This window comes from Azospirillum sp. B510 (genome assembly GCF_000010725.1).
Taxonomy (GTDB): Bacteria; Pseudomonadota; Alphaproteobacteria; order Azospirillales; family Azospirillaceae; genus Azospirillum; species Azospirillum lipoferum_B.
In genome coordinates, this window is sequence record NC_013855.1 from 929,237 (window position 1) to 952,718 (window position 23,482).

The following is a 23,482-nucleotide window of genomic DNA, read 5'->3' on the forward strand; positions in this document are numbered from 1 at the left end:
ATTCCACAGCCGGGCACCCCGATGCCATACCCCGCCCCCGAACCCGACATCCCCCACCCCAACGCCCTGACATCCAAGGATGTGGACCGGCTGCTGGCCTCGCCCGACGCGGAAACGCGGATCGAGACGATGAACAAGCTGTTCCACGACCTTGAGGCGGGAACGCTGAGCCCGGCCGAACGCTCGCTGGCGATCGAAGTGGTTCATTGCTTCGCCGGCGACGCCCAGGTCGCGGTGCGGGAAGCCGTGGCCTGGCAGCTGCGCAACAGCCCGTTGCTGACCGGAGATCTGGCGGAACGGCTGGTGCGCGACGTCGGCCGGGTCGCCTTTCCCATCCTGCGCGATGCCGCCGGCCTGACCGACGATCTGCTGCTGGACGTGCTGTCCGACCCCGAGGCCGGCAAGCATGTGGCGGTCGCCAGCCGCTCCAAGGTTTCCGCCCGCGTGTCCGGCGCGATCGCCGAGCGCGGCAACGTCATCGCGGTGACCGCCCTGCTGCGCAATGACGGCGCCGAGCTTCCCGACGGGGCCATGAGCCGCGCGCTCGATCGCTTCGGCCGCGTCCGCATGGTCAGCGAGGCGGCGGCGACCCGTCCCGGCCTGTCGCTGGCGATGGTGGAACGGGTGGTCGCCTTCGTCTCCGACAGCATGCGCACCACGCTGATGCAGGCCCACGGCCTGTCGCGCGAACTGGTCGAACGGCTGGTGGAGCGTGGACGGGAAGCGGCGACGATGCGCATGCTGCGCCCGGTGCTGCGCGGAGCCGAGGACATCGACGCGGTGATCCAGTGGCTGCACACCAACCGCCGCCTGACGCCGGTCCTGCTGTTCCGCGCGCTGTGCGCCGGCGACCTCGCCCTGTTCGTCGCCGGCATGGCCACCCGCGCCGGCATCCCGCCGGAGAATGCCCGCCGCCTCGCCTGGGACGATGGCGAGCTGGGCATGGCGGCGTTGTTGAAGAAGGCGGGCGTGGCTCCCGGCCTGACCCAGCCGTTCCAGGTCGCGGTCGGCGTCGCCAAGCTCATGGATTATGAAGGCGGCGACGGGCGGCGAGAGGATTTCCAGTCGGAGGTCATCAGCGAGCTGTTCACCGCCTGCACCCCGACCAACGACTGGATGGTCGACGACCTGCTGCTGCAACTGTTCGACCAGAAGTCCGACGAGGTGATCGACCGGGCGCTCGATCAGGCGGGCCTGCCCTTCTCCCCGCTGCGCACGGTGCAATAGCCGTCAGGCCTCGTCCGTCCGTTCCAGCAATTGCATGAAGCGCTCCAGCACCAGATTGGGAGGAACCCCCTTCTTGGTGACGGCGCTGAACTGCACCCGGTAATGGTGGCTGTCGGGCAGCAGGGCGCGCATGTCGCCGCGCTCCACCCAATGGGCGGCGTAATGCACCGGCAGGAATCCGACATAGCAGCCGGTCAGCAACAGGAAGGCCACCCCCTCACGGTCGGTGGCGGTGGCGGTGGCGTTCAGGGCATGCGGCGGCTGCGACTGGGTGGGGGCGACGGCGTCGGCCGCCTCCACCGCCTCGCGGGTTGCCTTGTCCGCGTCGAACAACGGGTGGCCGCGCCCGCAATAGAGCCGGGATTCCTCCTCATAGAGGGTGACGCGGGCCAGCCCCGGCAGGGCGCGGCGTTCCGGCACCACCCCGACATGCAGCCGGCCGTCGAGCACGCCGCGCTCGATCTCGTTGGGCGGGATCATGCGGATGTTGACGCGCACCTCCGGCGCCTCGCGCTTCAGCCCGCGCAGCGCGTTGGTCACCCGCATCCGCGGCATGGTGACGAGGCTGTCGGTGATGCCGATGCTGAGTTCGCCGCGCAACCGCCCATGCGCCGCGTTGATCTCGCTGCGGAAACTCTCCAGCCCGGCCAGCAGCCGGAGCGCCGCCTCATGGGCGAGCCGCCCCTCCTCCGTCAGCAGGAATCCGGCCCGCCCCCGCCGGCACAGCGACAGACCGAGCCGCCGTTCCAGGTCGGCCATATGCTGGCTGATCGCGGCCCGGCTGATGTTCAGCTCGACCTCCGCCGCGGAGAAGCCGCCGCACTCCACCACCGTAGTGAAGACGCGCAGAAGGCGGATGTCGGCATCGGTGACGGCGGGCAACGGGCGGGTCGGCTTGCTCATGGGGGCACTCGGATTTTGGTAAGCTATTGCTTACGTGAAGTTCGCATGGTTTGGATTTAAGCACAGCGAACCTGACGGCACACTGCCCCTCATCACCCCCACACCAGATGAGGAGAGCGGCGGCATGGCCCCCCTGGACAACGAGATCGGCAGCGCCCCCACCGACAGCGCCCTCGACCGGGCCGGCGGCCTGACCCGCGAGGAACTCGACGCCCATTGGATGCCCTTCACCGCCAACCGCGAGTTCAAGAAGAACCCGCGCGTCATGGTGAAGGCGGAGGGGGCCTGGTACTGGGACGCCCAGGGCCGCAAGATTTACGACAGCCTGTCCGGCCTGTGGTGCAGCGGCGCCGGCCATTGCCGCCGCGAGATCGCCGACGCGGTGGCGCGGCAGATCGCCACGCTCGACTACAGCCCCGCCTTCCAGTACGGCCACACCGCCGCCTTCAAGCTGGCGCACAAGCTGGCCTCGATGACGCCGGCCGGGCTCGACCATGTCTTCTTCGTCAATTCCGGGTCGGAGGCCGCCGACACCGCGCTGAAGATGGCGCGGGCCTATTGGCGGATGAAGGGGCAGCCGGCCAAGACCAAGCTGATCGGCCGGGTCAAGGGCTATCACGGCGTCAATTTCGGCGGCACCAGCCTGGGCGGCATCGTCGGCAACCGCAAGCTGTTCGGCATCGGCGTCGATGCCGACCATTTGCCGCACACCCTGCTGCCGCAGAATGTGTTCACCAAGGGCATGCCGGAGGAAGGCGCCCATCTGGCCGACGCGCTGGAGGAGTTGGTGGCGCTGCATGACGCCTCCAACATCGCCGCGGTGGTGGTGGAGCCGATGGCCGGGTCGGCCGGCGTGCTGCCACCGCCCAAGGGCTATCTCCAGCGCCTGCGCGAGATCTGCACCAAGCATGGCATCCTGCTGATCTTCGACGAGGTCATCACCGGCTTCGGCCGCATGGGCACCGCCTTCGGCGCCGATTATTTCGGCGTGACCCCGGACATCATGAATGTCGCCAAGGGGCTGACCAACGGCGCGGTGCCGATGGGTGCGGTGGTCGCCAGCCGCGAGATCTACCAAACCTTCATGGATAATGGCGGGCCCGAGTATCTGGTGGAGTTCCCGCATGGCTACACCTATTCCGCCCACCCGGTCGCCTGCGCCGCCGGCCTCGCCGCGCTGGATCTGTTCGAGCGCGAGAAGCTGGCCGACAAGGCCGCCGCCCTGATGCCGCATTTCGAGGGGCTGATCCACGGGCTGAAGGGCTTGAGGAACGTCGCCGACATCCGCAACTGCGGCCTTGCCGGCGCCGTGCAGATCGCGGCCCTGCCCGGCGAGCCGGCGCGGCGGCCCTATGAGATCGCCATGAAGTGCTGGGACGCCGGCTATTACGTGCGCTATGGCGGCGACACCTTGCAGTTCGGCCCGCATTTCATCAGCGAACGCGAGGATCTCGACCGGCTGTTCAACGTCGTCGCCGACGCGATCCAGGCCACGGCGTAAGGGCGCCGGCCCGCGCACCGCCCCCACCCCTCCCCGCCCCGCCCCGCCCCCGCCCGGCGGGGAGGGGCAGGGTGGGGGGCTAACCTTGCAAAGACAAACACCCCCAGGAACCGCCCCATGCCCATCGTTCCGCACCTGATCGGCGGCAAGACCGACGCTCCCGCCGACAGCCGCACCGCCGACATCGTCAACCCCGCCACCGGCGAGGTGACGGGACAGGTGGCGCTCGCCAGCCGCAAGACGGTCGAGGAGGCGATATCCGCCGCCGAGGCCGCCTTCCCCGGCTGGCGCGCCACCCCGCCGGCCAAGCGCGCCCGCGTCATGTACCGCTTCAAGCAGCTGCTGGAGGAGAACGCCCAGCGCGTCTGCGCGCTCATCACCCAGGAGCATGGCAAGGTCCTGGACGACGCCTTCGGCGAGCTGACCCGCGGCATCGAGAATGTCGAATATGCCTGCGGCGTGCCGGAACTGCTGAAGGGCGAATTCTCCAAGAATGTCGGCCCCAGCATCGACAGCTGGTCGGAATTCCAGCCGCTGGGCGTCGTCGCCGGCATCACCCCCTTCAATTTCCCGGCGATGGTGCCGCTGTGGATGTACCCGATCGCCATCGCCTGCGGGAACACCTTCATCCTGAAGCCGTCGGAACGCGACCCCAGCGCCGCCCTCCTTGTCGCCCAACTGGCCGAGGAGGCGGGGCTGCCGCCGGGCGTGCTGAACGTCGTCAACGGCGACAAGGAGGCGGTGGACACGCTGCTGACCGACCCAAGGGTGCAGGGCGTCAGCTTCGTCGGCTCCACCCCGATCGCCGAATATGTCTATGCCACCGCCAGCGCCCGCGGGAAGCGGGTGCAGGCGCTGGGCGGGGCCAAGAACCACGCCATCGTCATGCCGGACGCCGACCTCGACAACGCGGTCAGCGCGCTGATGGGGGCGGCCTACGGCTCCTGCGGCGAGCGCTGCATGGCGATCTCCGTCGTGGTGGCGGTGGGCGACGAGGTGGCGGAGCGGCTGAAGGACAAGCTGTCGGCGGCTCTGCGCGACCTGAAGATCGGCGCCGGCACCTCGGCCGGCTGCGAGATGGGGCCCCTGGTCACCCGCGCCCATTACGACAAGGTGAAGGCCTATGTCGACCAGGGCGTCGCCGAGGGCGCCGAGCTGGTGGTGGACGGCCGGGGCCTCGTGGTGCCCGGCCATGAGAGCGGCAATTTCCTGGGCGGCTGCCTGTTCGACCGCGTGACCCCGGACATGGCCATCTACCGCGAGGAGATCTTCGGGCCGGTGCTGTGCCTCGTCCGGGTCAAGTCGATGCAGGAGGGCATGGACCTGATCGACGCCCACGAATATGGCAACGGCACCTGCCTGTTCACCCGCGACGGCGAGGCCGCCCGCTATTTCAGCGACATGATCAAGGTCGGCATGGTCGGCATCAACGTGCCGCTGCCGGTGCCGGTCGCCTATCACAGCTTCGGCGGCTGGAAGCGGTCGCTGTTCGGCGACCTGTCGGCCTATGGTCCGGACGGGGTCCGCTTCTACACCCGGCGCAAGACCGTCACCCAGCGCTGGCCGACCGGCGGAGTCCGCGAAGGCGCCCAGTTCGCCTTCCCGTCGATGAAGTGAACGGCGGCCTGCGGCCCTTCTCCTCCGAGGGAGAGGGGCCGCAGGTCGTCGATCAGGCCCCCGCGCCGCCGCCTGCGCTGCCGCGCAGGATGTCGGACATGCTGAGGATCGCCTCCGCCACCTCGATGATCCGCTTGTTCTGGTTCATCGCCGTCTTGCGGATCAGCTTGTAGGCCTCGTCCTCCGACAGGTTGCGGGTGGACATCAGCAGGCCCTTGGCGCGGTCGATCACCTTGCGTTCGTTGAGCGCCGCCTTGGCCGTCTCCAACTCCAGGCTCACATCGCGCAGACGCTGGGATTGCGCTTGCATGAGATCGAGGACGGAGCGCATCAGCTTCGGCCGCAACCCGTCCGGGGCATAGAGCCCTGCGCCCTCCCGTCCCTGTCCCAGCCCGACCTGCCCCGTCAGGCCGGGATCGGCGTCGACCAGCACCATGGCGACAGGCATCACCGCATCGGGACCGCAACCGTCAGCCCGCCCCAGATCGGCGCGGGCCTGGGCCAGCTTCGTCTCGCACAGACAGCGCAGATCCTCGGTCAGCCGGTCCTCCACCCGCTTCAGCAGCTCGATCCGGCGGGTGGCCTGCTCGAACCAGACCTCCGGCGTGATGCCTGACAACTCGCCATGGCGGGCATCGGCGCTGAGGGCCACCGCCCGCATCCGCTCCACCTCGGCCATCGCCGGATCGGCCAGGATGGTGCGGAAGGCGTCGGCATGGGCCGGGTCGGCGAATTCGGCGAAAATGCGGAATGCGCGGTTCTGGACCTCGATCAGTTGGACGAGCCGCGCATGCTCCGCCCCGTCGAAACGTCCGCGCGAAAAGCCGGCGCTCGCGGTCGCCCGCTCCTGCCCGGCGAATTCCTTGCCCTGCACGATGTTGAACAGAGCCACCAGGGCGCGGGAGATCGCCGGATCGGCGGCGATGTCGGCCGCCTCGAACACCACGGCCAGGAGATGGCCGACGATGTCGGTGAAGGCCTTGACCGAATCCTGCGGCACCAGCGCCAGCGACGAGACCTGCGCGCGCAGGGCTGCCAACCCATCCAGCGCATGGAGCGCTATGGCGACGCGGGTGTAGAACTGCGCCCCGGATCCCGGCCGGTCGAGCTGTTCGTCGACATGGTCCAGGCGGTCGCGCAGCACGGCCTCCAACGCCTTGGCGTCGGCCTGCCATCGGGCGCGGTCCTCGGCGAAGCGGGCACCGCCGGAGCCTAGATAGATCGACGAGGCGCCGCGCTCCTTCTGCAGGGCATGGATCAAGGCGCTGAGATCGCGGACCAGGGTGCTGACCGCCAGCAGCTGTTCGACGTCGCGGATGCGGCACAGCTTGGCGGCGCGCAGGAACCGTGCCGCGGCGGTGCCGGCACCAATTTTCCCGCTGTCACGCTCCTCGCCCATGCGGCCCGTTCCTCCCGACATCTCCACCCGCTTGGCGGCGTCCAAGCAATGGATATGCCAGCGGAAGGATGGGGCTTTCGTGACGCGGAAAGGCCGCCCGGACCGCATGGGATTGCCCAGGAATTGAGCGGAAGCGCCGTAAATCCAGGCAGTTCTCTGATGATCTTATGTGCAACGCAACATCCATGGCTCGATTCCTGTTGTTCCACCTGCCACCAACCGCTTCGGAGTCAGTCCCATGATGACCAAGAATCCCTTCATGAGCGTATGGCTGTCCTGGGCGAACCGCGCCACCGGGATGATGACCGCCGCCGCCATGTCGGCCGCCAAGCGCAACCAGTCGGAGATGCTGAAAGCCATGATGACGCCGCCGAAGCGCAAGCCGACCAAGCGCAAGCCCAAACGCTGAGCCTCCCGCCGGCCGGAGGTCTCGGACACCGCCTCGATGCGGCGGGGCGGCCATGACGGCTCCGCGATCCTGATTACCCGCAAAGGGACCTGCGCTCGGCCGTGGGGGCGATACCACGCGGACCTAATGGCCGAGTTGACGCCACCGAAGCGAAACGCTACTTCGGTGACAATACTGGTCGCCTCCGCTTCCGGACAACTCTGGAACAGACCGCGGGTCTCCAACACCGTATGCTTAGCGAGCGAAGATCATGCGGATATGTTTTCCAGGGACCGCGCAAATTCTCCACCCCGCGGCCGTCCGAGGCCGGCTGGATATACCGAAACTAGCGGCGATCACCGGCCAGTGGTCCCGCAGGACTCGTGGAATCCCCCAACCTGTTGGAAATATTCATTTATTGCAAACTGAAACAAAAGTTGAGTTGGGCTTTCCCCGCCGGCTGTGGCACACAATGCTCGGAATTGCCGATGGTGTGGTGCGCGCTCCGAAAGTAGCATCGCCCGGGGGAATAGTGATGTCTTAACCTTTGCCGGCCCATCTACGGCTTCTGACCAACCGTCCTACCCACGACACCCGTTTTCTTTGGCGCACCAAGGTCCGATCAGGAACATCACCCCAGGAATCGTAGCATGGCCCATCGTCCGCTCGCCTGCGTGATCCTTGCCGCCGGCAAGGGCACGCGCATGAAATCCGATCTGCCCAAGGTGCTGCACCGGGTGGCCGGCCGACCGATGGTCGGGCATGTGCTGGCCGCGGTGAAGGCGCTCGACCCCGACCATGTCGTCGTCGTGGTCGGCCCCGGCATGGACAGCGTCGCCGCCGCCGTCGCCCCCTACCCCACCGCGGTCCAGCATGAGCAGCGCGGAACCGCCGACGCCGTGCGGGCGGCCTTCGGCCTGTTGGAAGGCTTCACCGGCGACGTCATCATTCTGTATGGCGACACCCCGCTGGTCACTCCGGACACGTTGCGGGCGCTGGTCCAGGCCCGCCGGCAGGCCGCCGACCCGGCGGTCGTGGTGCTGGGCATGCGGCCCGACGATCCCGGCGCCTATGGCCGCCTGATCCTGAACGCCCGCGGCGGGCTGGAGAAGATCGTCGAGTATCTCGACGCCAGCGAGCAGGAGCGCGCGGTCACCCTGTGCAATGCCGGCCTGATGGCGTTCGACGGCGCGCGCATGTTCGACCTGATCGGCAGCGTCGGCAACGACAACGCCAAGTCGGAATATTACCTGACCGACGTGGTCCAGATCGCGCGCCGCGCCGGCATGGCCTGCGCCGTGGTGGAGGCCGCCCCGGCCGAGGTGGTCGGCGTCAATTCCCGCGCCGAACTGGCCGAGGTCGAGAAGCTGTTGCAGCGCCGGCTGCGCAAGGCGGCCATGGACAATGGCGCCACGCTGATCGATCCCGATAGCGTCTTTCTCAGCGTCGACACCCGGCTCGGCCGCGACGTGGTGGTCGGCCCCGGCTGCTTCTTCGGTGCCGGCGTCACCATCGGCGACCGGGTGGAGATCAAGCCCTACTGCCATCTGGAGGGCGTGCGCATCGACAGCGGCGCCGTCATCGGCCCCTATGCCCGCCTGCGTCCGGGCGCCGAGATCGGCGCCGACGCCCATATCGGCAATTTCGTCGAGGTCAAGAACGCGGTGATCGAGCCCGGGGCCAAGGCCAACCACCTGACCTACATCGGCGACGCCCATGTCGGCGCCAAGGCGAACATCGGCGCCGGAACCATCACCTGCAATTACGATGGCTTCGGCAAATTCCGGACCGAGATCGGCGCCGGGGCCTTCATCGGCTCCAACAGCGCGCTGGTCGCCCCGGTGGTGATCGGCGACGGCGCCATCGTCGGCGCCGGCAGCGTGGTGACGAGCGCGGTGGAGGCGGATGCGCTGGTGGTCGCCCGCGGCAACCAGAAGGCGTACGCCGGCTGGGCGAAGCGGTTCCGCGAACGGAAGCAAAACGAGAAAGCGAAAAAGGCGTAAGGTCGGTTCGGGTCTTCTCTCCGATCGGCATCTTTTCAGGAGCATCAGGTCCATGTGCGGCATCATCGGCATCAACGGCATTCACGACGCGTCCCCCCGGCTGGTGGAGGGTCTGCGCCGCCTCGAATACCGCGGCTATGACAGCGCCGGCGTCGCCACGCTGGTAAACGGCCACATCGAACGCCGCCGCGCCGAGGGCAAGCTGAACAACCTGGACATGCGGCTGCGCGACCAGCCGCTGGCCGGCACGGTCGGCATCGGCCACACCCGCTGGGCCACCCATGGCGGCCCCACCGAGAACAATGCCCACCCCCACGCCACCAAACGCGTTGCCGTCGTCCACAACGGCATCATCGAGAATTACCAGGAGTTGAAGGACGAGCTGACCGGCCAGGGCTACGTCTTCGAAAGCGCGACCGACACCGAGGTGATCGTCCACCTCGTCACCTATTACCTGGAAAAGCATGGCATGACGCCGGTCCAGGCGTCGGCCGCCGCCTTCAAGCGCTTCACCGGGGCGTTCGCCCTTGTGCTGATCTTCGCCGGCGAGCATGAGCTGATGATCGGCGCCCGCCACGGCACGCCGCTCGCCGTCGGCTATGGCGAGGGAGAGATGTATCTGGCGTCGGACGCCTTCGCGCTGGCGCCGCTGACCAACCGCATCTGCTATCTGGAGGATGGCGACTGGGTCGAGGTCGGCCGTACCGCCGCCATCGTCCATGACGCCAGTGACGCGGTGGTCGAGCGGCCGGTGAAGACCACGGCGGTCTCCGGCGCGCTGATCGGCAAGGACGGCTACCGCCATTACATGCTGAAGGAAATCTACGAGCAGCCGCAGGTCATCGGTGATACGCTGAACGCCTACATCAACCCGGAAACCGGCAGCTTCACCCTGCCGGATTTCCCCTTCGATCTGGCCGGCGCCAGCAAGTTGACCATCGTCGCCTGCGGCACGGCCTATTACGCCGGTTTCGTCGCGAAATACTGGTTCGAGACGCTGGCCCGCATCCCGGTCGAGGTCGACATCGCGTCGGAGTTCCGTTACCGCGAGGCGCCTTTGCCGCCGGGCGGCATCGCCCTGTTCATCTCGCAGTCGGGCGAGACGCTGGATACGCTGGAGGCGCTGCGCTACTGCAAGCGCCAGGGCCAGAAGATTCTATCGATCGTCAATGCCACGGAAAGCACCATCGCGCGCGAATCCGACGCCGTGCTCTACACCATGGCGGGCCCCGAAATCGGCGTCGCCTCGACCAAGGCCTTCACCACCCAGTTGACGACGCTGGCCTGCCTCGCCGTCACCGTCGGCCGTGCCCGTGGCGCCATCGACCAGGAGCGGATGCAGCAGATCGCCCATGCGCTCCGCGAAGTCCCGGCCCGTGCCGCCGACGTGCTGGCCCATGACGGGCGCCTGAAGGAACTGGCGCAGGAGGTGTCCGAGGCCCGCGACGTCCTTTATCTCGGTCGTGGCGCCATGTACCCGCTGGCCCTGGAAGGCGCGCTGAAGCTGAAGGAGATCAGCTACATCCACGCCGAGGGTTATGCCGCCGGGGAATTGAAGCACGGTCCGATCGCGCTGATCGACGACAATGTGCCGGTGATCGTGCTGGTGCCGTCCGACGCCCTGTTCGAGAAAGTGGTGTCGAACGTGCAGGAGGTCTGCGCCCGCTCCGGCAAGGTGCTGCTGCTGGCCGACCGCAAGGGCATCGACAAGTTGAAGGACAAGGTCCGCTGGTCGGTGGAACTGCCAGCCTGCGACCCGCTGGTCGCCCCGCTGCTCTATGCCATTCCGGTGCAGTTGCTGGCCTATCACACGGCGGTTCTGAAGGGAACCGACGTGGACCAGCCGCGCAACCTGGCAAAGAGCGTAACGGTGGAATGAGCCGGGATTTGCTTATTCGCGCTGTTGTTTGCGGAGAATAAAGTCTCATACTAAAGAATAAACCATCATACTGAATAATAAAGCCTCATCCTCAGCGACCTTGCACCGTCCGGGGAATCGGCGCATCCTCGAAAGAGGTGGCCGCACCCCGGAGGTGTCATGGCTCGCCGCCGTTACGCTTTCTACGAGGACAGGATCGCCCTCTTCCACAAGGAAGGGCGCGGCACGGGACGAGGCGACAGTTACAAGCCGTGGCTGACCGTGCAGGATGTGCCGTCGTCCGGCCGGGTTCATCGCGTACGAGGGCTAAAGACCGGACGGCAGCATCACTTGCTGTCCGACATCGAATGGCGCCACTTCCTGCTGTTCGACTGAGCCGATGATACGGAGGACATCCGGGAGCAATTCCCCCTCGATCGTGCCCTCACCCAGCGGATTGCCGGAGACCTCGGCATTCGTCATCCACTCGACCCAAAGACCAAAGTTCCGTTGGTAATGACCACCGATCTGGTGGTGGACGTGATCGTTGGCGGCCGGCTGGTCACGCTGGCTCGCGCCATCAAGCCGGCGGCCGAACTGTCGAAGCCACGCATTCTGGAAAAGCTGGAGATCGAGCGCCGTTACTGGCTCGCTCAAAATGTCGAATGGGGTGTCCTGACCGAGCGGGACGTGCCGATGATACCAGAGCCGGAAACTTCTGACTCGCCGGGTCTGTGGCTTGCGGTTCAGCGCCGGTAGTGATTCCCTGTGCCAGGTCTCACCATTGAGCGAAGCACAGCCATGTCCGCCCTGCCGATCCGCCCCGACCTGAGCTCGGAAGACCTGCGCCGCCTCGCCCGCGGCGAGAGCGATGGGCGGGTGTGCCGGCGCCTGCTGGCGATCGCCATGGCGCTGGACGGCGTCAGCCGGGCGGAAGCGGCGCGGCAAGCCGGCATGGACCGGCAAGCGCTGCGCGACTGGGTCGTGCGCTACAACGCCGAAGGGGTGGACGGCTTGCGGGATCGGGCGCGCTGCGGCCGGCCGCCGCTGCTCGCCGACGCCCTGGAGCCGGAATTGGCTGACCTGATCGCCGCCGGCCCCGAGGTCGAACGGGACGGCGTCGTCGAGTACCGGGTTCGCCACATCCGCGACTTGGCCCTGCGGCATTTCGGGGCGGACTACAGCCGCACCGGCATGCAGGACCGCTTGCACCGCATGAAGCTGTCCTTCCTGACGCCGCGCCCGATCCATCCCAAGGCCGACGCACCGGCCCAGGAGGCGTTTAAAAAAACTTCGCCGAACGCCTCGCCGCCATCGGAGAGGACCACCCCGAGGCGAGCGCCGTGGAGGTCTGGTTCCAGGACGAGGCCCGCATCGGCCAGAAAGGCACCCTGACCCGGCGCTGGGCGCCGCGCGGCAGCCGGCCGCGCGCCGTGCGCGATCATCGTTTCAAGTCGGCCTATCTCTTCGGCGCGGTCTGTCCTGAGCGCGACACCGGAGCCGCCATCGTCATGACGCGCGCCAACACCGAGGCGATGAACCTCATGCTGGAGGAGATCAGCCGCACCGTCACCCCCGGCGCCCATGCCGCCGTGGTGATCGACGGGGCGGGATGGCACACCAGCGGCGATCTCGCCGTGCCGGCCAACATCACCCTCGTGCCGCTCCCGCCCTACAGCCCGGAACTCAACGCCATCGAAAGGCTCTGGCAGGTCATGCGCGACACCCTGCTGTCCCACCGGCTCTTCACCGACCTCAACGCCATCCTCGACGTCTGCTGTCGCGTCTGGAACCGCATCCTCGCCGAACCCGGCCGCATCCGCTCCACATGCGGTTACCCGTGGGCCTTACAGGTCAAAATTTAACGGCTTTGGTATGACACCGGTCTCCGCCATCCTCTGGGTCCATCAATACGGCTATCTCGACAATTTGAGCCAGCCTTATCCCGGCTATTTCGAAGAAAAGGCCCGTCTGTTCTTGCGGGAAGTAGAATTCCAGCCAAGCGGATTGTCCCTTCGGCAGTACTGCCAGGACATGGACGACCTGCTGGATTTGGAGACTGGAATGGCTCTGTTCCTGACACACCACCTGCTCGCCACCAAACGCCTGCGCTGCGACATGCGCGAACCACTCGACAACACGGTATCGCTCGATGTCAGGCGACCGCCTTCCACTTCTTCGCCCAAACCAGGAGGGTGATCAGGCCGGTCCGCTGTTGGTCGATGGAATCCTTGACCCAATTCACGGAGGATTCACAGCCGGCGGATAAGGCCGTGTCGAGCGGAGAATGCCCTAAACACCAAGTTCGTTCTTCACGTCATTGGCGCGATAAACATGCCGGATCGCCTCCAGCATCATTACAATCTCTGGAGATAGATCATTGTTCCGATAACTCATGAAAAGCGGTGAGAGCGCCTGTTCTTCTTGTATTTCACGATACTCGACCTTGTCCCGGCGCAGGTGCCGAACGGATGCCGTGACCAAGCTGACCCCGACGTCCGCCGCCACCAACCCCAAAGCTGTCTGGACATCCCGCACCTCCAGAATGGCATCCGGCTTCAGTCCACGGGCCCGATAGAGGGCGAGAACCTGATCTGCGAAGCTCGGCCGCGGCGACTTTGGATAAACAACCAGTGTCCCCGACGCCAAGTCGTCAAGACGCAAGGGGCGCTGCTGCTCCAGCAGCGGATGGCCCGACGGAATGGCGGCGATAATCGCCTCATAGCGCAGCAGGGTGCGCGTGATGGCCGGATCCTCCAGCGGAATGCGGCCGAAGCCGACGTCGATGCGCCCATCTTTGAGCGCCGCGACCTGCTCCACCGTCGTCAGTTCCACCAGCGAGACCTCCACATCCGGACGGATCGAGCGATACCGGCGGATCATCTCCGGCAGCCAGCCATACAGGGTCGATGCCACGAAGCCGATGGTGAAGCGGCTGTGTTCGGCATGCCGCAGGCGGCGGGCCAGCGCCTTGATCTCGTCCACCCGCTCCAGCACCTGGACCGCCTGTTCGTAGATCAGCCGGCCCGCCTCCGTCAGACGCAGGGGACGGCTGTCCCGTTCGATGAGCTGAAGGCCAAGCTCCTCCTCCAACTGCTGGATTTGCCGGCTCAGCGGCGGCTGCGCCATGTTCAGACGCTCCGCCGCGCGTGTGAAGTTCCGCTCGGCCACGACCGCCAGGAAGTAGCGCAGGTGGCGAAGTTCCATGGGCCGGCCTCTTCGGTGTTTGGACGCTGCGGGCATGGGGTGAGTTGCCGCAGCGCGTCATACCTGCATGGTATCAAACCAGACCAACACAGTCTTTCACAATACGCCCGGCAACGGATAGCTTGGCTTTGCAACAAAATCTTCCCGAAGACATCGAAACGGCGCGCCGACCCGCGCGGCGGCCCCGGCCGCCGTCCGCGACGCCGGCCACCGAACGGCTGCCACCGCTCATCGCCCCCTTCTTGTGGAGACCAGGATCATGACCGCCGACCTGTTGGCACGTCTGGACGACGCCGTCGTCGAGGATAAGGAGCGAGGACTCTATCGCTGTCGGCGCGACATCTTCACCGACCCGGAGTTGTTCGAGCTGGAGATGACGCACATCTTCGAAGGGAACTGGATCTATCTCGCCCACGAAAGTCAGATTCCCAACAGGAACGACTATTTCACCACCTTCATCGGCCGGCAGCCGATCGTCATCGCCCGCAACAAGGACAACGAACTCAACGCCTTCATCAACACGTGCAGCCACCGCGGCGCCATGCTGTGCCGGCACAAGCGCGGCAACAAGGCGACCTACACCTGCCCGTTCCATGGCTGGACCTTCAACAATTCCGGAAAGCTGCTGAAGGTCAAGGATCCCGACAGCGCTGGCTATCCCGAAAGCTTCAACCGCGAGGGATCGCACAATCTGACCAAGGTCGCCCGCTTCGACTCCTACCGCGGTTTCCTGTTCGGCAGCCTGAACGCCGACGTGGTTCCACTGGTCGAGCATCTGGGCGAGGCGGCGAAGATCATCGACATGATCGTCGACCAGTCGCCGGACGGGTTGGAGGTGCTGCGCGGTTCCTCGACCTACATCTATGACGGCAACTGGAAGCTCCAGACAGAGAATGGCGCCGACGGCTACCACGTCACCGCCGTCCACTGGAACTATGCGGCGACCACCAACCACCGCAAGATGGCCGCCGCCGGCGACAGCGTGCGGGCGATGGATGCCGGAAGCTGGGCCAAGCAAGGCGGCGGCTTCTATTCCTTCGAGAACGGGCATCTGCTGCTGTGGACCCGCTGGGCCAATCCCGAGGACCGGCCGCTGTACGAGCGCCGGGACGAGCTGGCGGCCCAGTTCGGCGCCGAGCGGGCCGACTGGATGATCGGCAATTCGCGCAACCTGTGCCTCTATCCCAACGTCTATCTGATGGATCAGTTCAGCTCGCAGATCCGCACCTACCGGCCGCTGTCCGTCGACAAGACCGAGGTGACGATCTATTGCATCGCGCCGAAGAACGAAAGCGCCCAGGCCCGCGCCCGCCGCATCCGGCAATATGAGGATTTCTTCAACGCCAGCGGCATGGCGACCCCCGACGACCTGGAGGAGTTCCGCTCCTGCCAGACCGGCTATCTGGCTGGCGCCGCCCCGTGGAACGACCTGTCGCGCGGGGCGGCCCATTGGGTGGAGGGGGCCGACGAGGCCGCAAAGGCCATCGACCTGCACCCGCTGATGAGCGGCGTGCGCACCGAGGACGAGGGGCTGTTCGTCGTCCAGCATCAGCATTGGCTCGACACCATGCGCCGCGCCGCAGCGGATCCGTCCGGCGCTCCGCGGACGCAGGGTTGAGGGAGGGCAGATTCATGACCATCACCTTCGACTCCCTGCAAGCTTTTCTTCACCGCGAAGCGCGCCTGCTCGACGAGAAGCAGTGGGACGAGTGGCTCGGCCTCTACGCCGCCGACGCCGTGTTCTGGATGCCGGCCTGGGACGATGACGGCGCCCTGACCACCGATCCGCAGCGGGAAATCTCGCTGATCTACTACGGCAACCGCGGCGGTCTGGAGGATCGCGTCTTCCGCATCAAGACCGAACGGTCGAGCGCCACCAGCCTGCCGGAGCCGCGCACCTCCCACAACATCAGCAACCTCGAAGTGCTGGAGCAAGCCGGCGGCCTGTGCAAGCTCCGCTTCAACTGGTTCACGCTGAGCTTCCGCTACAAGACGACCGACAGCTATTTCGGCACGTCCTTCTACACGCTGGATGTTTCGGGCGAGACGCCGCTGATCAAGGAAAAGACGGTGGTTCTGAAGAACGACTACATCCACCACGTCATTGACATCTATCACATCTGATCGGCCACATCTGATCGGCCGCACCCGATCAGCCATCACCGGCTCCGATCAGCCAGGACCGCAGAAAACCGGCCCGGCATGCCCGATCATGCCCGCCGGGCCGGGGAGACCAGCCATGAGCTTTCAAATCGCTCTGACCTTCGAGGACGGGCCGACCCGTTTCATCGAAGCCCATCCCGGCGAGACGGTGGCAGACGCCGCCTATCGCCAGGGCATCAACATTCCGCTGGATTGCCGCGACGGCGCCTGCGGCACCTGCAAGAGTTTCTGCGAGGCCGGACGCTATGACGGCGGCTCCTACATCGAGGATGCACTATCCGAAGCGGAGGCGGCGGAAGGCTATTGCCTGACCTGCCAGATGCGCCCGGCATCGGACCTGGCGCTGCGCATCGCCGCCTCGTCGGATCTGTGCAAGACCAAGGCGATGGCCGTCACCGCCGAATTGGTGTCGGTCGAACGCCTGTCCGACAGTGCCCTCTCCCTCGCGCTGCGGCTGGAGGGAGGCGCCCGGCTGTCCTTCCTGCCCGGCCAGTACGTCAATATCGAGGTCCCCGGCAGTGGGCAGACGCGCTCCTATTCCTTCAGCTCGCCGCCCGGGGCGGAGGTGGCGACCTTCCTGATCCGCAATGTTCCGGGCGGGCTGATGAGCGGCTATCTGACCGGGCGGGCCAAACCGGGCGACCGGCTGACCCTGACCGGCCCGCTCGGCAGCTTCTATCTGCGCGACCTGCGGCGGCCGGTGCTGATGCTGGCCGGCGGAACCGGGCTGGCGCCCTTCCTGTCGATGCTGGGCCGCATCGCGGCGATGGAGGGCGGCAGTCCCCAGCCGATCCATCTCGTCTACGGCGTCACGCTGGACCGCGATCTGGTGGAGGTTGAGACCCTGCGACGCCTTGCCGACCGCTGCCCCGGCTTTACCTTCGCCACCTGCGTGGCCGATCCGGACAGCCGCCATCAGCTGAAGGGCTACGTCACCCACCATCTCCGGCCCGAGCATCTGAACGGCGGCGACGTGGATGTCTATCTCTGCGGCCCGCCGCCGATGGTGGAGGCGGTGCGCGGTCATTTCCGCGACCAGGGGATCACCCCGGCCAGCTTCCATTACGAAAAGTTCAGCGCCAGCGAGGGGACCGGCCGATGACCACGCATGGACGGTTCGAGGATCGGGTGATGATCGTCACCGGCGCCGCCCAGGGCATCGGGCGGGCGGTGGCCGCAAGAGCGGCCGGCGAGGGAGCCAAACTGCTGCTGGTCGACCGCTCCGATCTGGTGCACGGGGTGGCGGAGGAGTTGGTGGGCCGGGGAGCGTCGGCGTTGTCGCTCACCGCCGATCTGGAAAGCTATGCCGGTGCCCAGGCGATGGTCGACGCCGCGCTGGAGGCGTTCGGGCGCATCGACATCTCGGTCCACAATGTCGGCGGCACCATCTGGATGAAGCCCTTCTGGGAATACCGGGAGGAGGAGATGGTGAAGGAGATCGGCCGATCCCTGTGGCCGACCCTGTGGTCCTGCCGCGCGGTGATCCCCGTCATGATCGCGCAGGGGCGTGGCAGCATCGTCAATGTCGGCAGCAACGCCACCCGCGGAATTTACCGCGTCCCCTACTCCGCCGCGAAGGGCGGCGTGCATGCGATGACCGCCTGCATGGCGATGGAGCTGGCCGACAAGGGCGTGCGGGTCAACGCCGTCTCCCCCGGCGCGGTCAACAACGGCGAGCGGGCGATTCCGCGCAATCCAAAGCCGATGAGCGAGCAGGAGACGGTCTGGCAGCGCGAGACCTACGGGCAGGTGATGCGCGACACGCCGATGGGGCGCATGGGCACCCAGGACGAGATTGCCGCCGCCATCTGCTTCTTCGCGTCGGACGAGGCCTCCTACATCACCGGCCAGACCTGTTTCGTCGCCGGCGGCAGCATCGGCTGACCGCCGGCCGGGAAACTCCGCCACCAAGAAAAACCCCGGAAGACCGCCGAGCGTTCCGACGCGATGGCAGGCGAACCGGGCCGAACCGCGCACCGTTGCGGTCATTTCCGTTCATCACATCAACAGGGAGGCAAGCCCGTGAATCGATACGACGGGTCACCGACACAACGGGTCATCGACGTCCAGGATTTCATCAATTCCCATCGAGTCTCCGGCTTCCAGAGCACGCTGATCGCGCTGTGCTTCCTGATCGTCGCCATCGACGGCTTCGACACCGCGGCGATCGGCTTCATCGCCCCGGCGCTCCGCGCCGAATGGCAGCTGGCCCCGGCACAACTGGCGCCGCTGTTCGGCGCCGGCCTGTTCGGGCTGATGATCGGCGCCCTCATCTTCGGGCCGCTGGCCGACATGATCGGGCGCAAGCGCGCGCTGATTCTCACCGTCCTGTTCTTCGGACTGACCAGCCTGGCATCGGCCTGGACAACCAACCTCACCGAGCTGACCGTGCTGCGCTTCCTGACCGGCATGGGGCTGGGCGGGGCGATGCCGAACGCGATCACCCTGACCTCGGAATTCTGTCCCGACAAGCGCCGATCCTTCCTGACCACCCTGATGTTCTGCGGCTTCACGCTCGGCTCGGCGCTGGGCGGGCTGGCGGCGGCGCAGCTGGTGACCGACTATGGCTGGTCGTCGGTGCTGCTGCTGGGAGGACTGGCGCCGCTGCTGCTGGTGCCGGTGTTGCTGCTGGCCCTGCCGGAATCGGTGCGCTTCCTTGTCCTGCGCAACGCCCCGGCGGAGCGGGTGGCCGCCATCCTGGCCCGGATCGCGCCGGAGCCCGACCTTGCCGGCGCGCGCTTCGTCGGCGTCCACCGGCCGGCCGGCTCCCCGGTCGGGCAGTTGTTCCAGCCCGGCCTGATCACCGGCACGCTGCTGCTGTGGTCGACCTTCTTCATGAGCCTGCTGGTCTTTTACCTGCTGTCGAGCTGGCTGCCGACGGTGATCAGCAGCGCCGGGATGACCCTGAAGGATGCCTCGCTGATGACCATGATGCTGCAATTGGGCGGCACGGTCGGAGCGCTGGTGATCGGCGCCCTGATGGACCGCCTCGATCCGCACAAGGTGCTGGGCGTCGCCTATGCGACCGCCGCGCTGTTCATCGCGCTGATCGGCAGCGCCGCCGCCTCCCCCGCTCTGCTCGCCGCCGCGGTGTTTGGTGCGGGCTTCTGCCTGGCCGGCGCGCAGGTCGGTGTGAATGCTTTGGCGGCCGGCTTCTACCCAACGGCGAACCGGGCGACCGGAGTGGCCTGGGCCAACGCGGTGGGGCGCAGCGGATCGGTTCTCGGGTCGATGGTGGGCGGCACCATCCTGTCCAGCGGTCTCGGCTTGCCGATCGCCTTCGCCATCGTCGGCGTTCCGGTGATCCTGGCCGGGCTGTTCATGGTCCTGAAGGGCAACCTCGCTCCGCAACCGAGCCATCAGGCCGGCACGGCCCCACCGTCCTTCGCAGCTCGATTGCCGGCCACGACGGCCATCGACTGACACCGGCATGAACTGACAAAGCCGCTGTTCCACGTCGTCATCGGCAGGAACGCCCCGCCCTTTTGAACCGCAGCGGGATTGTCGGCGGCCATTGTTCGTGAGCCATGCCGCTATGGGCATGGCCTCCCGGTCAGCATAGTAACGTCGCTCGGCTTCTGCTGGCGGAATATTTCCGATGGGTTCGAGCAGGCGCCTGTTGTTGAACCAGTCGCCCCATTCGAGGGTGGCCTATTCAACGGCCTCGAAGGATTTCCAAGGTCCTCGCCTGTGGATGATCTCGGCCTTGTAGAGCCCGTTGACGGTTTCGGCCAAGGCGTTGTCATAGGAATCGCCGACGCTGCCGACGGAGGGTTCAATGCCAGCCTGGAGCAGACGCTCGGTGTACTTGATGGACACATATTGACTGCCCCTGTCCGAGTGGTGAACCAGCCCGGATTTGCCGACCGGCCGGCGCTGATGCAGGGCCTGTTCCAGGGCATCCGGGACGAAACCGGCATCGGCCGTCCGGGAAACCCGCCAGCCAACGATCTTGCAGGCGAAGGCGTCGATGATGAGGGCCACATAGACAAAGCCGTTCCAGGTGGGGACATAGGTGAAATCGAACAACCATAACGTGTCCATCCGTTCGGCTCGGAACTGCCGGTTCACATGATCCAGAGGACAGGGCAAGCCCTTGTCCTGAATGGTTGTTTTCACCGGCTTGCCGCGAATGATACCCCGCAGGCCTATCCCGCGCATCAGCCGTCCGACCGTGCAACGGGCCACCTTCCGACCCTCCCGCTGCAATTGCCGCCATACTTTACGGACCCCATAAACCTGAAAATTCTCGTCAAACACCCGCCGGATGTCGGCTCTCAACCCGGCATCCCGACGGACCCGTTCCGGTAGCTTGGCCGGATCGGCCTGACGGGCGACATGCCGGCGCACCCTGGACGGGGCGATCGGCAGCGCTTTGCAGATCGGCTTATATGAGGAGAATCAACGGAAATGTTCGTCAGCTTTTCATTTTATGCTCCTGTAGCGCTATCTGGTATCCACGGCGTGAGCCTGCTTCAATGACGCGGCCCGGAAACCGGGCCTGATCCAACTTATATACGGTCAGTCGACTGGGGCGACTGCACCAACATCCCGCATGCGGCGGGCAAGGCTCAATTGGGCGAGACCATTCTCAAACCGCGGCTGTTTGACAGCCATGCCGATCTTCGGTTCGCCCGTACGGGCTCCAGCGGGAAGGTTTTCCCCGGAGAAATTGATGAGCGCTCGGAACGTCAGGCGGCCTTCAGCACGGCACCTTCAATGACGACGCCCGCACGGGTATATTTCCAAAGCGCGACGAACAGTTTTCGGGCAACGGCGACGATCATCGTCTTCTTGAGCCGTCCCCCATTCCTAGCCACCTGATCCTTAGCAGGCCGCGGAAAAAGGGCTGTGCACGGCTGTCGTGTCGTGATTCCCTCCAGTGAGGGCAAAGGCGACCGTTGAGGGAATGATGCGGGGCTCGGACGAACGCAGCGAAGGTCTTTTCAGCTACGTGAGCTGCGAGGCACGGGTTCCGGCGACCCATCCATTGCGGCCGATCCGGGCCATCGTGGACGAAGCGCTGGAGGTGATGTCACCGGCGTTCGAGGGGCTGTACTCCAAGATCGGCCGGCCGTCGATCCCGCCGGAAAAGCTGCTGCGGGCGCTGCTGCTCCAGGCCTTCTACTCGGTGCGCTCGGAACGCCAGCTGATGGAACAGCTCGACTATAACCTGCTGTTCCGCTGGTTCGTCGGCTTGTCGATGGACGCTCCGGTGTGGGACGTGACGGTGTTCACCAAGAACCGGGAGCGTCTGCTGGCCGGGGATGTGGCGGCCAAGTTCCTGGCCACCGTGCTGGGCCAGCCGAAGGTGAAAGCGCTGCTGTCGGACGAGCACTTCTCGGTGGACGGGACGCTGATCGAAGCCTGGGCCAGCGTGAAGAGCTTCCGGCCCAAAGATGGCAGCGGTGAGCCGCCGGGGCCGGGACGCAACGGCGAACGCGACTTTCACGGCGAGAAGCGGTCCAACGAGACCCATGCCTCGACCAGCGACCCCGAGGCGCGGCTGTACCGCAAGGGCAACGGGCAGCCGGCGAAGCTGGCCTTCATGGGTCATGCGTTGATGGAGAACCGGAACGCCCTGGTGGTCAATGTCCGGCTCACCGCGGCGACCGGCTTGGCCGAGCGCGAGGCGGCGGTGTCCATGGTCGAGGCCATCCCCGGCCGCCACCGCATCACGGTGGGCGCCGACAAGGCCTACGACACCAAGGATTTCGTGGCGAACATGCGCGAGTTGGGCGCCGCCCCGCACGTCGCCCAGAACACCCGCAACCGCCGCTCGGCCATCGACGGCCGAACCACCCGCCACCCCGGCTATGCAGTCAGCCTACGAATCCGCAAGCGCATCGAGGAGGTGTTCGGCTGGATCAAAGGGGCCGGGCTACGCAAGACCCGCCATCGCGGCACGGCCCGTGTCGGCTGGATGTTCACCCTGACCGCCGCCGCCTACAACCTGATCCGCCTGCCAAAGCTACTGGCGGCGGCATAATCACGCCCGGAGTCCGCCCAAAAGGCGGCCTTGGGCGCTCCAGGCCGGGGGTGCACCCGCTGATTTCGACCAAAGCGGGTGCAAAAGGCCCAAATTTCGAGCCTCCGCAGAGGCAAGGACGCCATACACGAGCCTTTTTCCGCGTCCTGTTAAACCAAAGCGTCAGTGCGGAATCCGGCTGGTGGCGGTTCCACAGCCAGGCGATCTGGATCAACGTCGTGCGCAGACGTGGATTACCTGATTTTGAAACTCCCTGCTCGTGATCCACCTGGCCACTCTGCCAGGGTGTCGGCGCGAGGCCCGCGTAGGCGGCGACCTGTCTGCGGTTGTCGAAATGCCGGCAAAGCCCTTCGCCCCACAACACGGCCGCGGCCGCCGCTCCAATCCCTTTCAGGCCCAGCAACAGAGCGGCGCCGGGAAATGCGAGCGCCTCTGCGGTAAGCATGTCGGTACTCGCCCGCTCGATGTCCTTTATCTGTGCAAGCACCAGTTCAAGGCGGTCAAGCTCCCGCGAAATCTGCGCCTGCAGGTGGGGTGGCAATGGGCGGCCATCTCCGGTACGGAGCTCATCAAGCCGCTCCCGGCGATCGCGCCGCAGCGGTTCATAAGCTCCGACGCCATGACTGTAGAGCAGCCCCTTGATCCGATTGACGTGCGCTACCCGTTCATTGACCAGTACCTTGCGTTCCCGCGCGATCCGCCGCCGGTCTTCCTCTTCAGGCGTTGGCGGCCTTACCATTGCACAAACGCGAGGCTCGCCCCGCTTGTAGGCCAGCAACGTTCGGACGAGCGCCTCGCCGTCAATCCTGTCGGTCTTTGCCCGACGACGGCGGCGCGAAATCGCTACCGATGCCGGGTCGACAACGTGACTTTCGATCCCTTCCTGGAGTAGGACCCGATGAATCCAGAAGCCGTCCAACCCTGCTTCCTGGATCACAACAATTGGAAAGATTTGCCCAGTCCGAACCAGAGCCTTGCGTCGTAATTCCGCAAATCGCAAAAGCAGGTCACCAATATCCCCTGCCTTGACCAGATGTTTCGACATCTTCTCGCCACCACCCGGCGTCAGTGATGTGACCAGCCATTTCGACTGGCTCAGCTCAAGCGAAACGAAGATCGCGCCGAGATCGACACGAATGGCGGTGGAATTGGATGTGCTGGACATGACGGCCTCCGGGTTCAGTGCTGGACCAGAACTCTGACCCGGTTCCAGTCGCTCTTCACCTC

The 23,482-nt window shown here is 66.0% G+C and carries 19 protein-coding genes and 3 pseudogenes; 16 read left to right on the forward strand and 6 right to left on the reverse strand.

Annotated elements, in window-relative coordinates; all coding sequences use genetic code 11:
• Positions 1–21 precede the first annotated feature (21 nt).
• Positions 22–1,227 (forward strand): DUF2336 domain-containing protein, encoded by a 1,206-nt coding sequence (locus AZL_RS19175; RefSeq protein ID WP_012976141.1) that lies wholly within the window; start codon positions 22–24, stop codon positions 1,225–1,227.
• A gap of 3 nt (positions 1,228–1,230) precedes the next feature.
• Here AZL_RS19175 and AZL_RS19180 read toward each other — a convergent pair whose 3' ends face one another.
• Positions 1,231–2,130 (reverse strand): LysR family transcriptional regulator, encoded by a 900-nt coding sequence (locus AZL_RS19180; protein ID WP_012976142.1) that lies wholly within the window; start codon positions 2,128–2,130, stop codon positions 1,231–1,233.
• Between the two features lie 124 nt (positions 2,131–2,254).
• Between AZL_RS19180 and AZL_RS19185 the strand changes: the two genes are divergently transcribed.
• On the forward strand, positions 2,255–3,631 hold the full coding sequence (locus AZL_RS19185; RefSeq protein ID WP_042444261.1) for an aspartate aminotransferase family protein: 1,377 nt from the start codon (positions 2,255–2,257) through the stop codon (positions 3,629–3,631).
• Between the two features lie 117 nt (positions 3,632–3,748).
• Positions 3,749–5,248, forward strand: a complete 1,500-nt coding sequence (locus tag AZL_RS19190; protein ID WP_012976144.1) for a CoA-acylating methylmalonate-semialdehyde dehydrogenase — start codon at positions 3,749–3,751, stop codon at positions 5,246–5,248.
• 52 nt (positions 5,249–5,300) lie between these two features.
• Here AZL_RS19190 and AZL_RS19195 read toward each other — a convergent pair whose 3' ends face one another.
• The gene (locus AZL_RS19195; protein WP_042444264.1) at positions 5,301–6,647 is read right to left on the reverse strand and encodes a nitrate regulatory protein; all 1,347 of its coding nucleotides are present in this window, start codon (positions 6,645–6,647) and stop codon (positions 5,301–5,303) included.
• Between the two features lie 238 nt (positions 6,648–6,885).
• Here AZL_RS19195 and AZL_RS36370 point away from each other — a divergent pair, with 238 nt between their 5' ends.
• From AZL_RS36370 to AZL_RS34505, 7 genes and pseudogenes are all read left to right on the forward strand, one after another.
• Positions 6,886–7,056, forward strand: coding sequence for a hypothetical protein (locus AZL_RS36370; protein ID WP_158305996.1), 171 nt, complete (start codon positions 6,886–6,888; stop codon positions 7,054–7,056).
• A gap of 629 nt (positions 7,057–7,685) precedes the next feature.
• Positions 7,686–9,038, forward strand: coding sequence for a bifunctional UDP-N-acetylglucosamine diphosphorylase/glucosamine-1-phosphate N-acetyltransferase GlmU (gene glmU / locus AZL_RS19200; RefSeq protein ID WP_012976146.1), 1,353 nt, complete (start codon positions 7,686–7,688; stop codon positions 9,036–9,038).
• Between the two features lie 52 nt (positions 9,039–9,090).
• Positions 9,091–10,917 (forward strand): glutamine--fructose-6-phosphate transaminase (isomerizing), encoded by a 1,827-nt coding sequence (gene glmS / locus AZL_RS19205; RefSeq protein ID WP_012976147.1) that lies wholly within the window; start codon positions 9,091–9,093, stop codon positions 10,915–10,917.
• Positions 10,918–11,076: 159 nt separating this feature from the next.
• Complete coding sequence (locus tag AZL_RS37070) at positions 11,077–11,292, forward strand: hypothetical protein (protein WP_012976148.1); 216 nt, start codon at positions 11,077–11,079, stop codon at positions 11,290–11,292.
• A 15-nt stretch (positions 11,293–11,307) separates the two neighbouring features.
• Positions 11,308–11,655 (forward strand): annotated as a pseudogene (locus AZL_RS37075) (TnsA endonuclease N-terminal domain-containing protein); the annotation flags it as partial.
• Positions 11,656–11,664: 9 nt separating this feature from the next.
• A protein-coding gene (locus AZL_RS34500; protein WP_148219284.1) for an IS630-like element ISAzs14 family transposase occupies positions 11,665–12,761 on the forward strand; the annotation gives its coding sequence in 2 pieces (ribosomal slippage) (positions 11,665–12,181 and positions 12,181–12,761; 1,098 coding nt in all).
• Positions 12,762–12,771: 10 nt separating this feature from the next.
• Complete coding sequence (locus AZL_RS34505) at positions 12,772–13,095, forward strand: TnsA endonuclease C-terminal domain-containing protein (protein WP_012976150.1); 324 nt, start codon at positions 12,772–12,774, stop codon at positions 13,093–13,095.
• A gap of 93 nt (positions 13,096–13,188) precedes the next feature.
• On the opposite strand, the gene AZL_RS19225 is transcribed toward AZL_RS34505, so the two are convergent.
• A complete protein-coding gene (locus AZL_RS19225) occupies positions 13,189–14,103 on the reverse strand; it encodes a LysR family transcriptional regulator (RefSeq protein WP_012976151.1) in 915 nt (304 codons plus the stop codon).
• A 259-nt stretch (positions 14,104–14,362) separates the two neighbouring features.
• Between AZL_RS19225 and benA the strand changes: the two genes are divergently transcribed.
• From benA to AZL_RS19250, 5 genes are all read left to right on the forward strand, one after another.
• A complete protein-coding gene (benA, locus tag AZL_RS19230; RefSeq protein ID WP_042444266.1) occupies positions 14,363–15,721 on the forward strand; it encodes a benzoate 1,2-dioxygenase large subunit in 1,359 nt (452 codons plus the stop codon).
• A gap of 14 nt (positions 15,722–15,735) precedes the next feature.
• Positions 15,736–16,227, forward strand: coding sequence for a benzoate 1,2-dioxygenase small subunit (gene benB / locus AZL_RS19235; protein WP_012976153.1), 492 nt, complete (start codon positions 15,736–15,738; stop codon positions 16,225–16,227).
• 115 nt (positions 16,228–16,342) lie between these two features.
• Positions 16,343–17,368 (forward strand): benzoate 1,2-dioxygenase electron transfer component BenC, encoded by a 1,026-nt coding sequence (gene benC, locus AZL_RS19240; RefSeq protein ID WP_042444269.1) that lies wholly within the window; start codon positions 16,343–16,345, stop codon positions 17,366–17,368.
• Positions 17,365–18,150, forward strand: coding sequence for a 1,6-dihydroxycyclohexa-2,4-diene-1-carboxylate dehydrogenase (locus AZL_RS19245; protein WP_012976155.1), 786 nt, complete (start codon positions 17,365–17,367; stop codon positions 18,148–18,150). The genes benC and AZL_RS19245 overlap by 4 nt, the downstream gene beginning before the upstream one ends.
• A 138-nt stretch (positions 18,151–18,288) precedes the next feature.
• Positions 18,289–19,689 (forward strand): MFS transporter, encoded by a 1,401-nt coding sequence (locus tag AZL_RS19250; RefSeq protein WP_012976156.1) that lies wholly within the window; start codon positions 18,289–18,291, stop codon positions 19,687–19,689.
• A gap of 105 nt (positions 19,690–19,794) precedes the next feature.
• On the opposite strand, the pseudogene AZL_RS19255 reads toward AZL_RS19250, so the two are convergent.
• A pseudogene (locus tag AZL_RS19255) lies at positions 19,795–20,655 on the reverse strand (IS3 family transposase); the annotation flags it as partial.
• 302 nt (positions 20,656–20,957) lie between these two features.
• Positions 20,958–21,098: pseudogene (locus AZL_RS33880) on the reverse strand (IS110 family transposase); the annotation flags it as partial.
• A gap of 80 nt (positions 21,099–21,178) precedes the next feature.
• On the opposite strand from AZL_RS33880, the gene AZL_RS19265 reads away from it, so the two are divergent.
• On the forward strand, positions 21,179–22,255 hold the full coding sequence (locus tag AZL_RS19265) for an IS5-like element ISAzs10 family transposase (protein WP_012973766.1): 1,077 nt from the start codon (positions 21,179–21,181) through the stop codon (positions 22,253–22,255).
• On the opposite strand, the gene AZL_RS34510 is transcribed toward AZL_RS19265, so the two are convergent.
• Entirely contained in the window at positions 22,194–23,420 is a 1,227-nt protein-coding gene (locus AZL_RS34510) for an IS110 family transposase (protein ID WP_012976159.1), read from the reverse strand. The two genes, AZL_RS19265 and AZL_RS34510, sit on opposite strands and share 62 nt — an antisense overlap.
• Between the last annotated feature and the right edge of the window lie 62 nt (positions 23,421–23,482).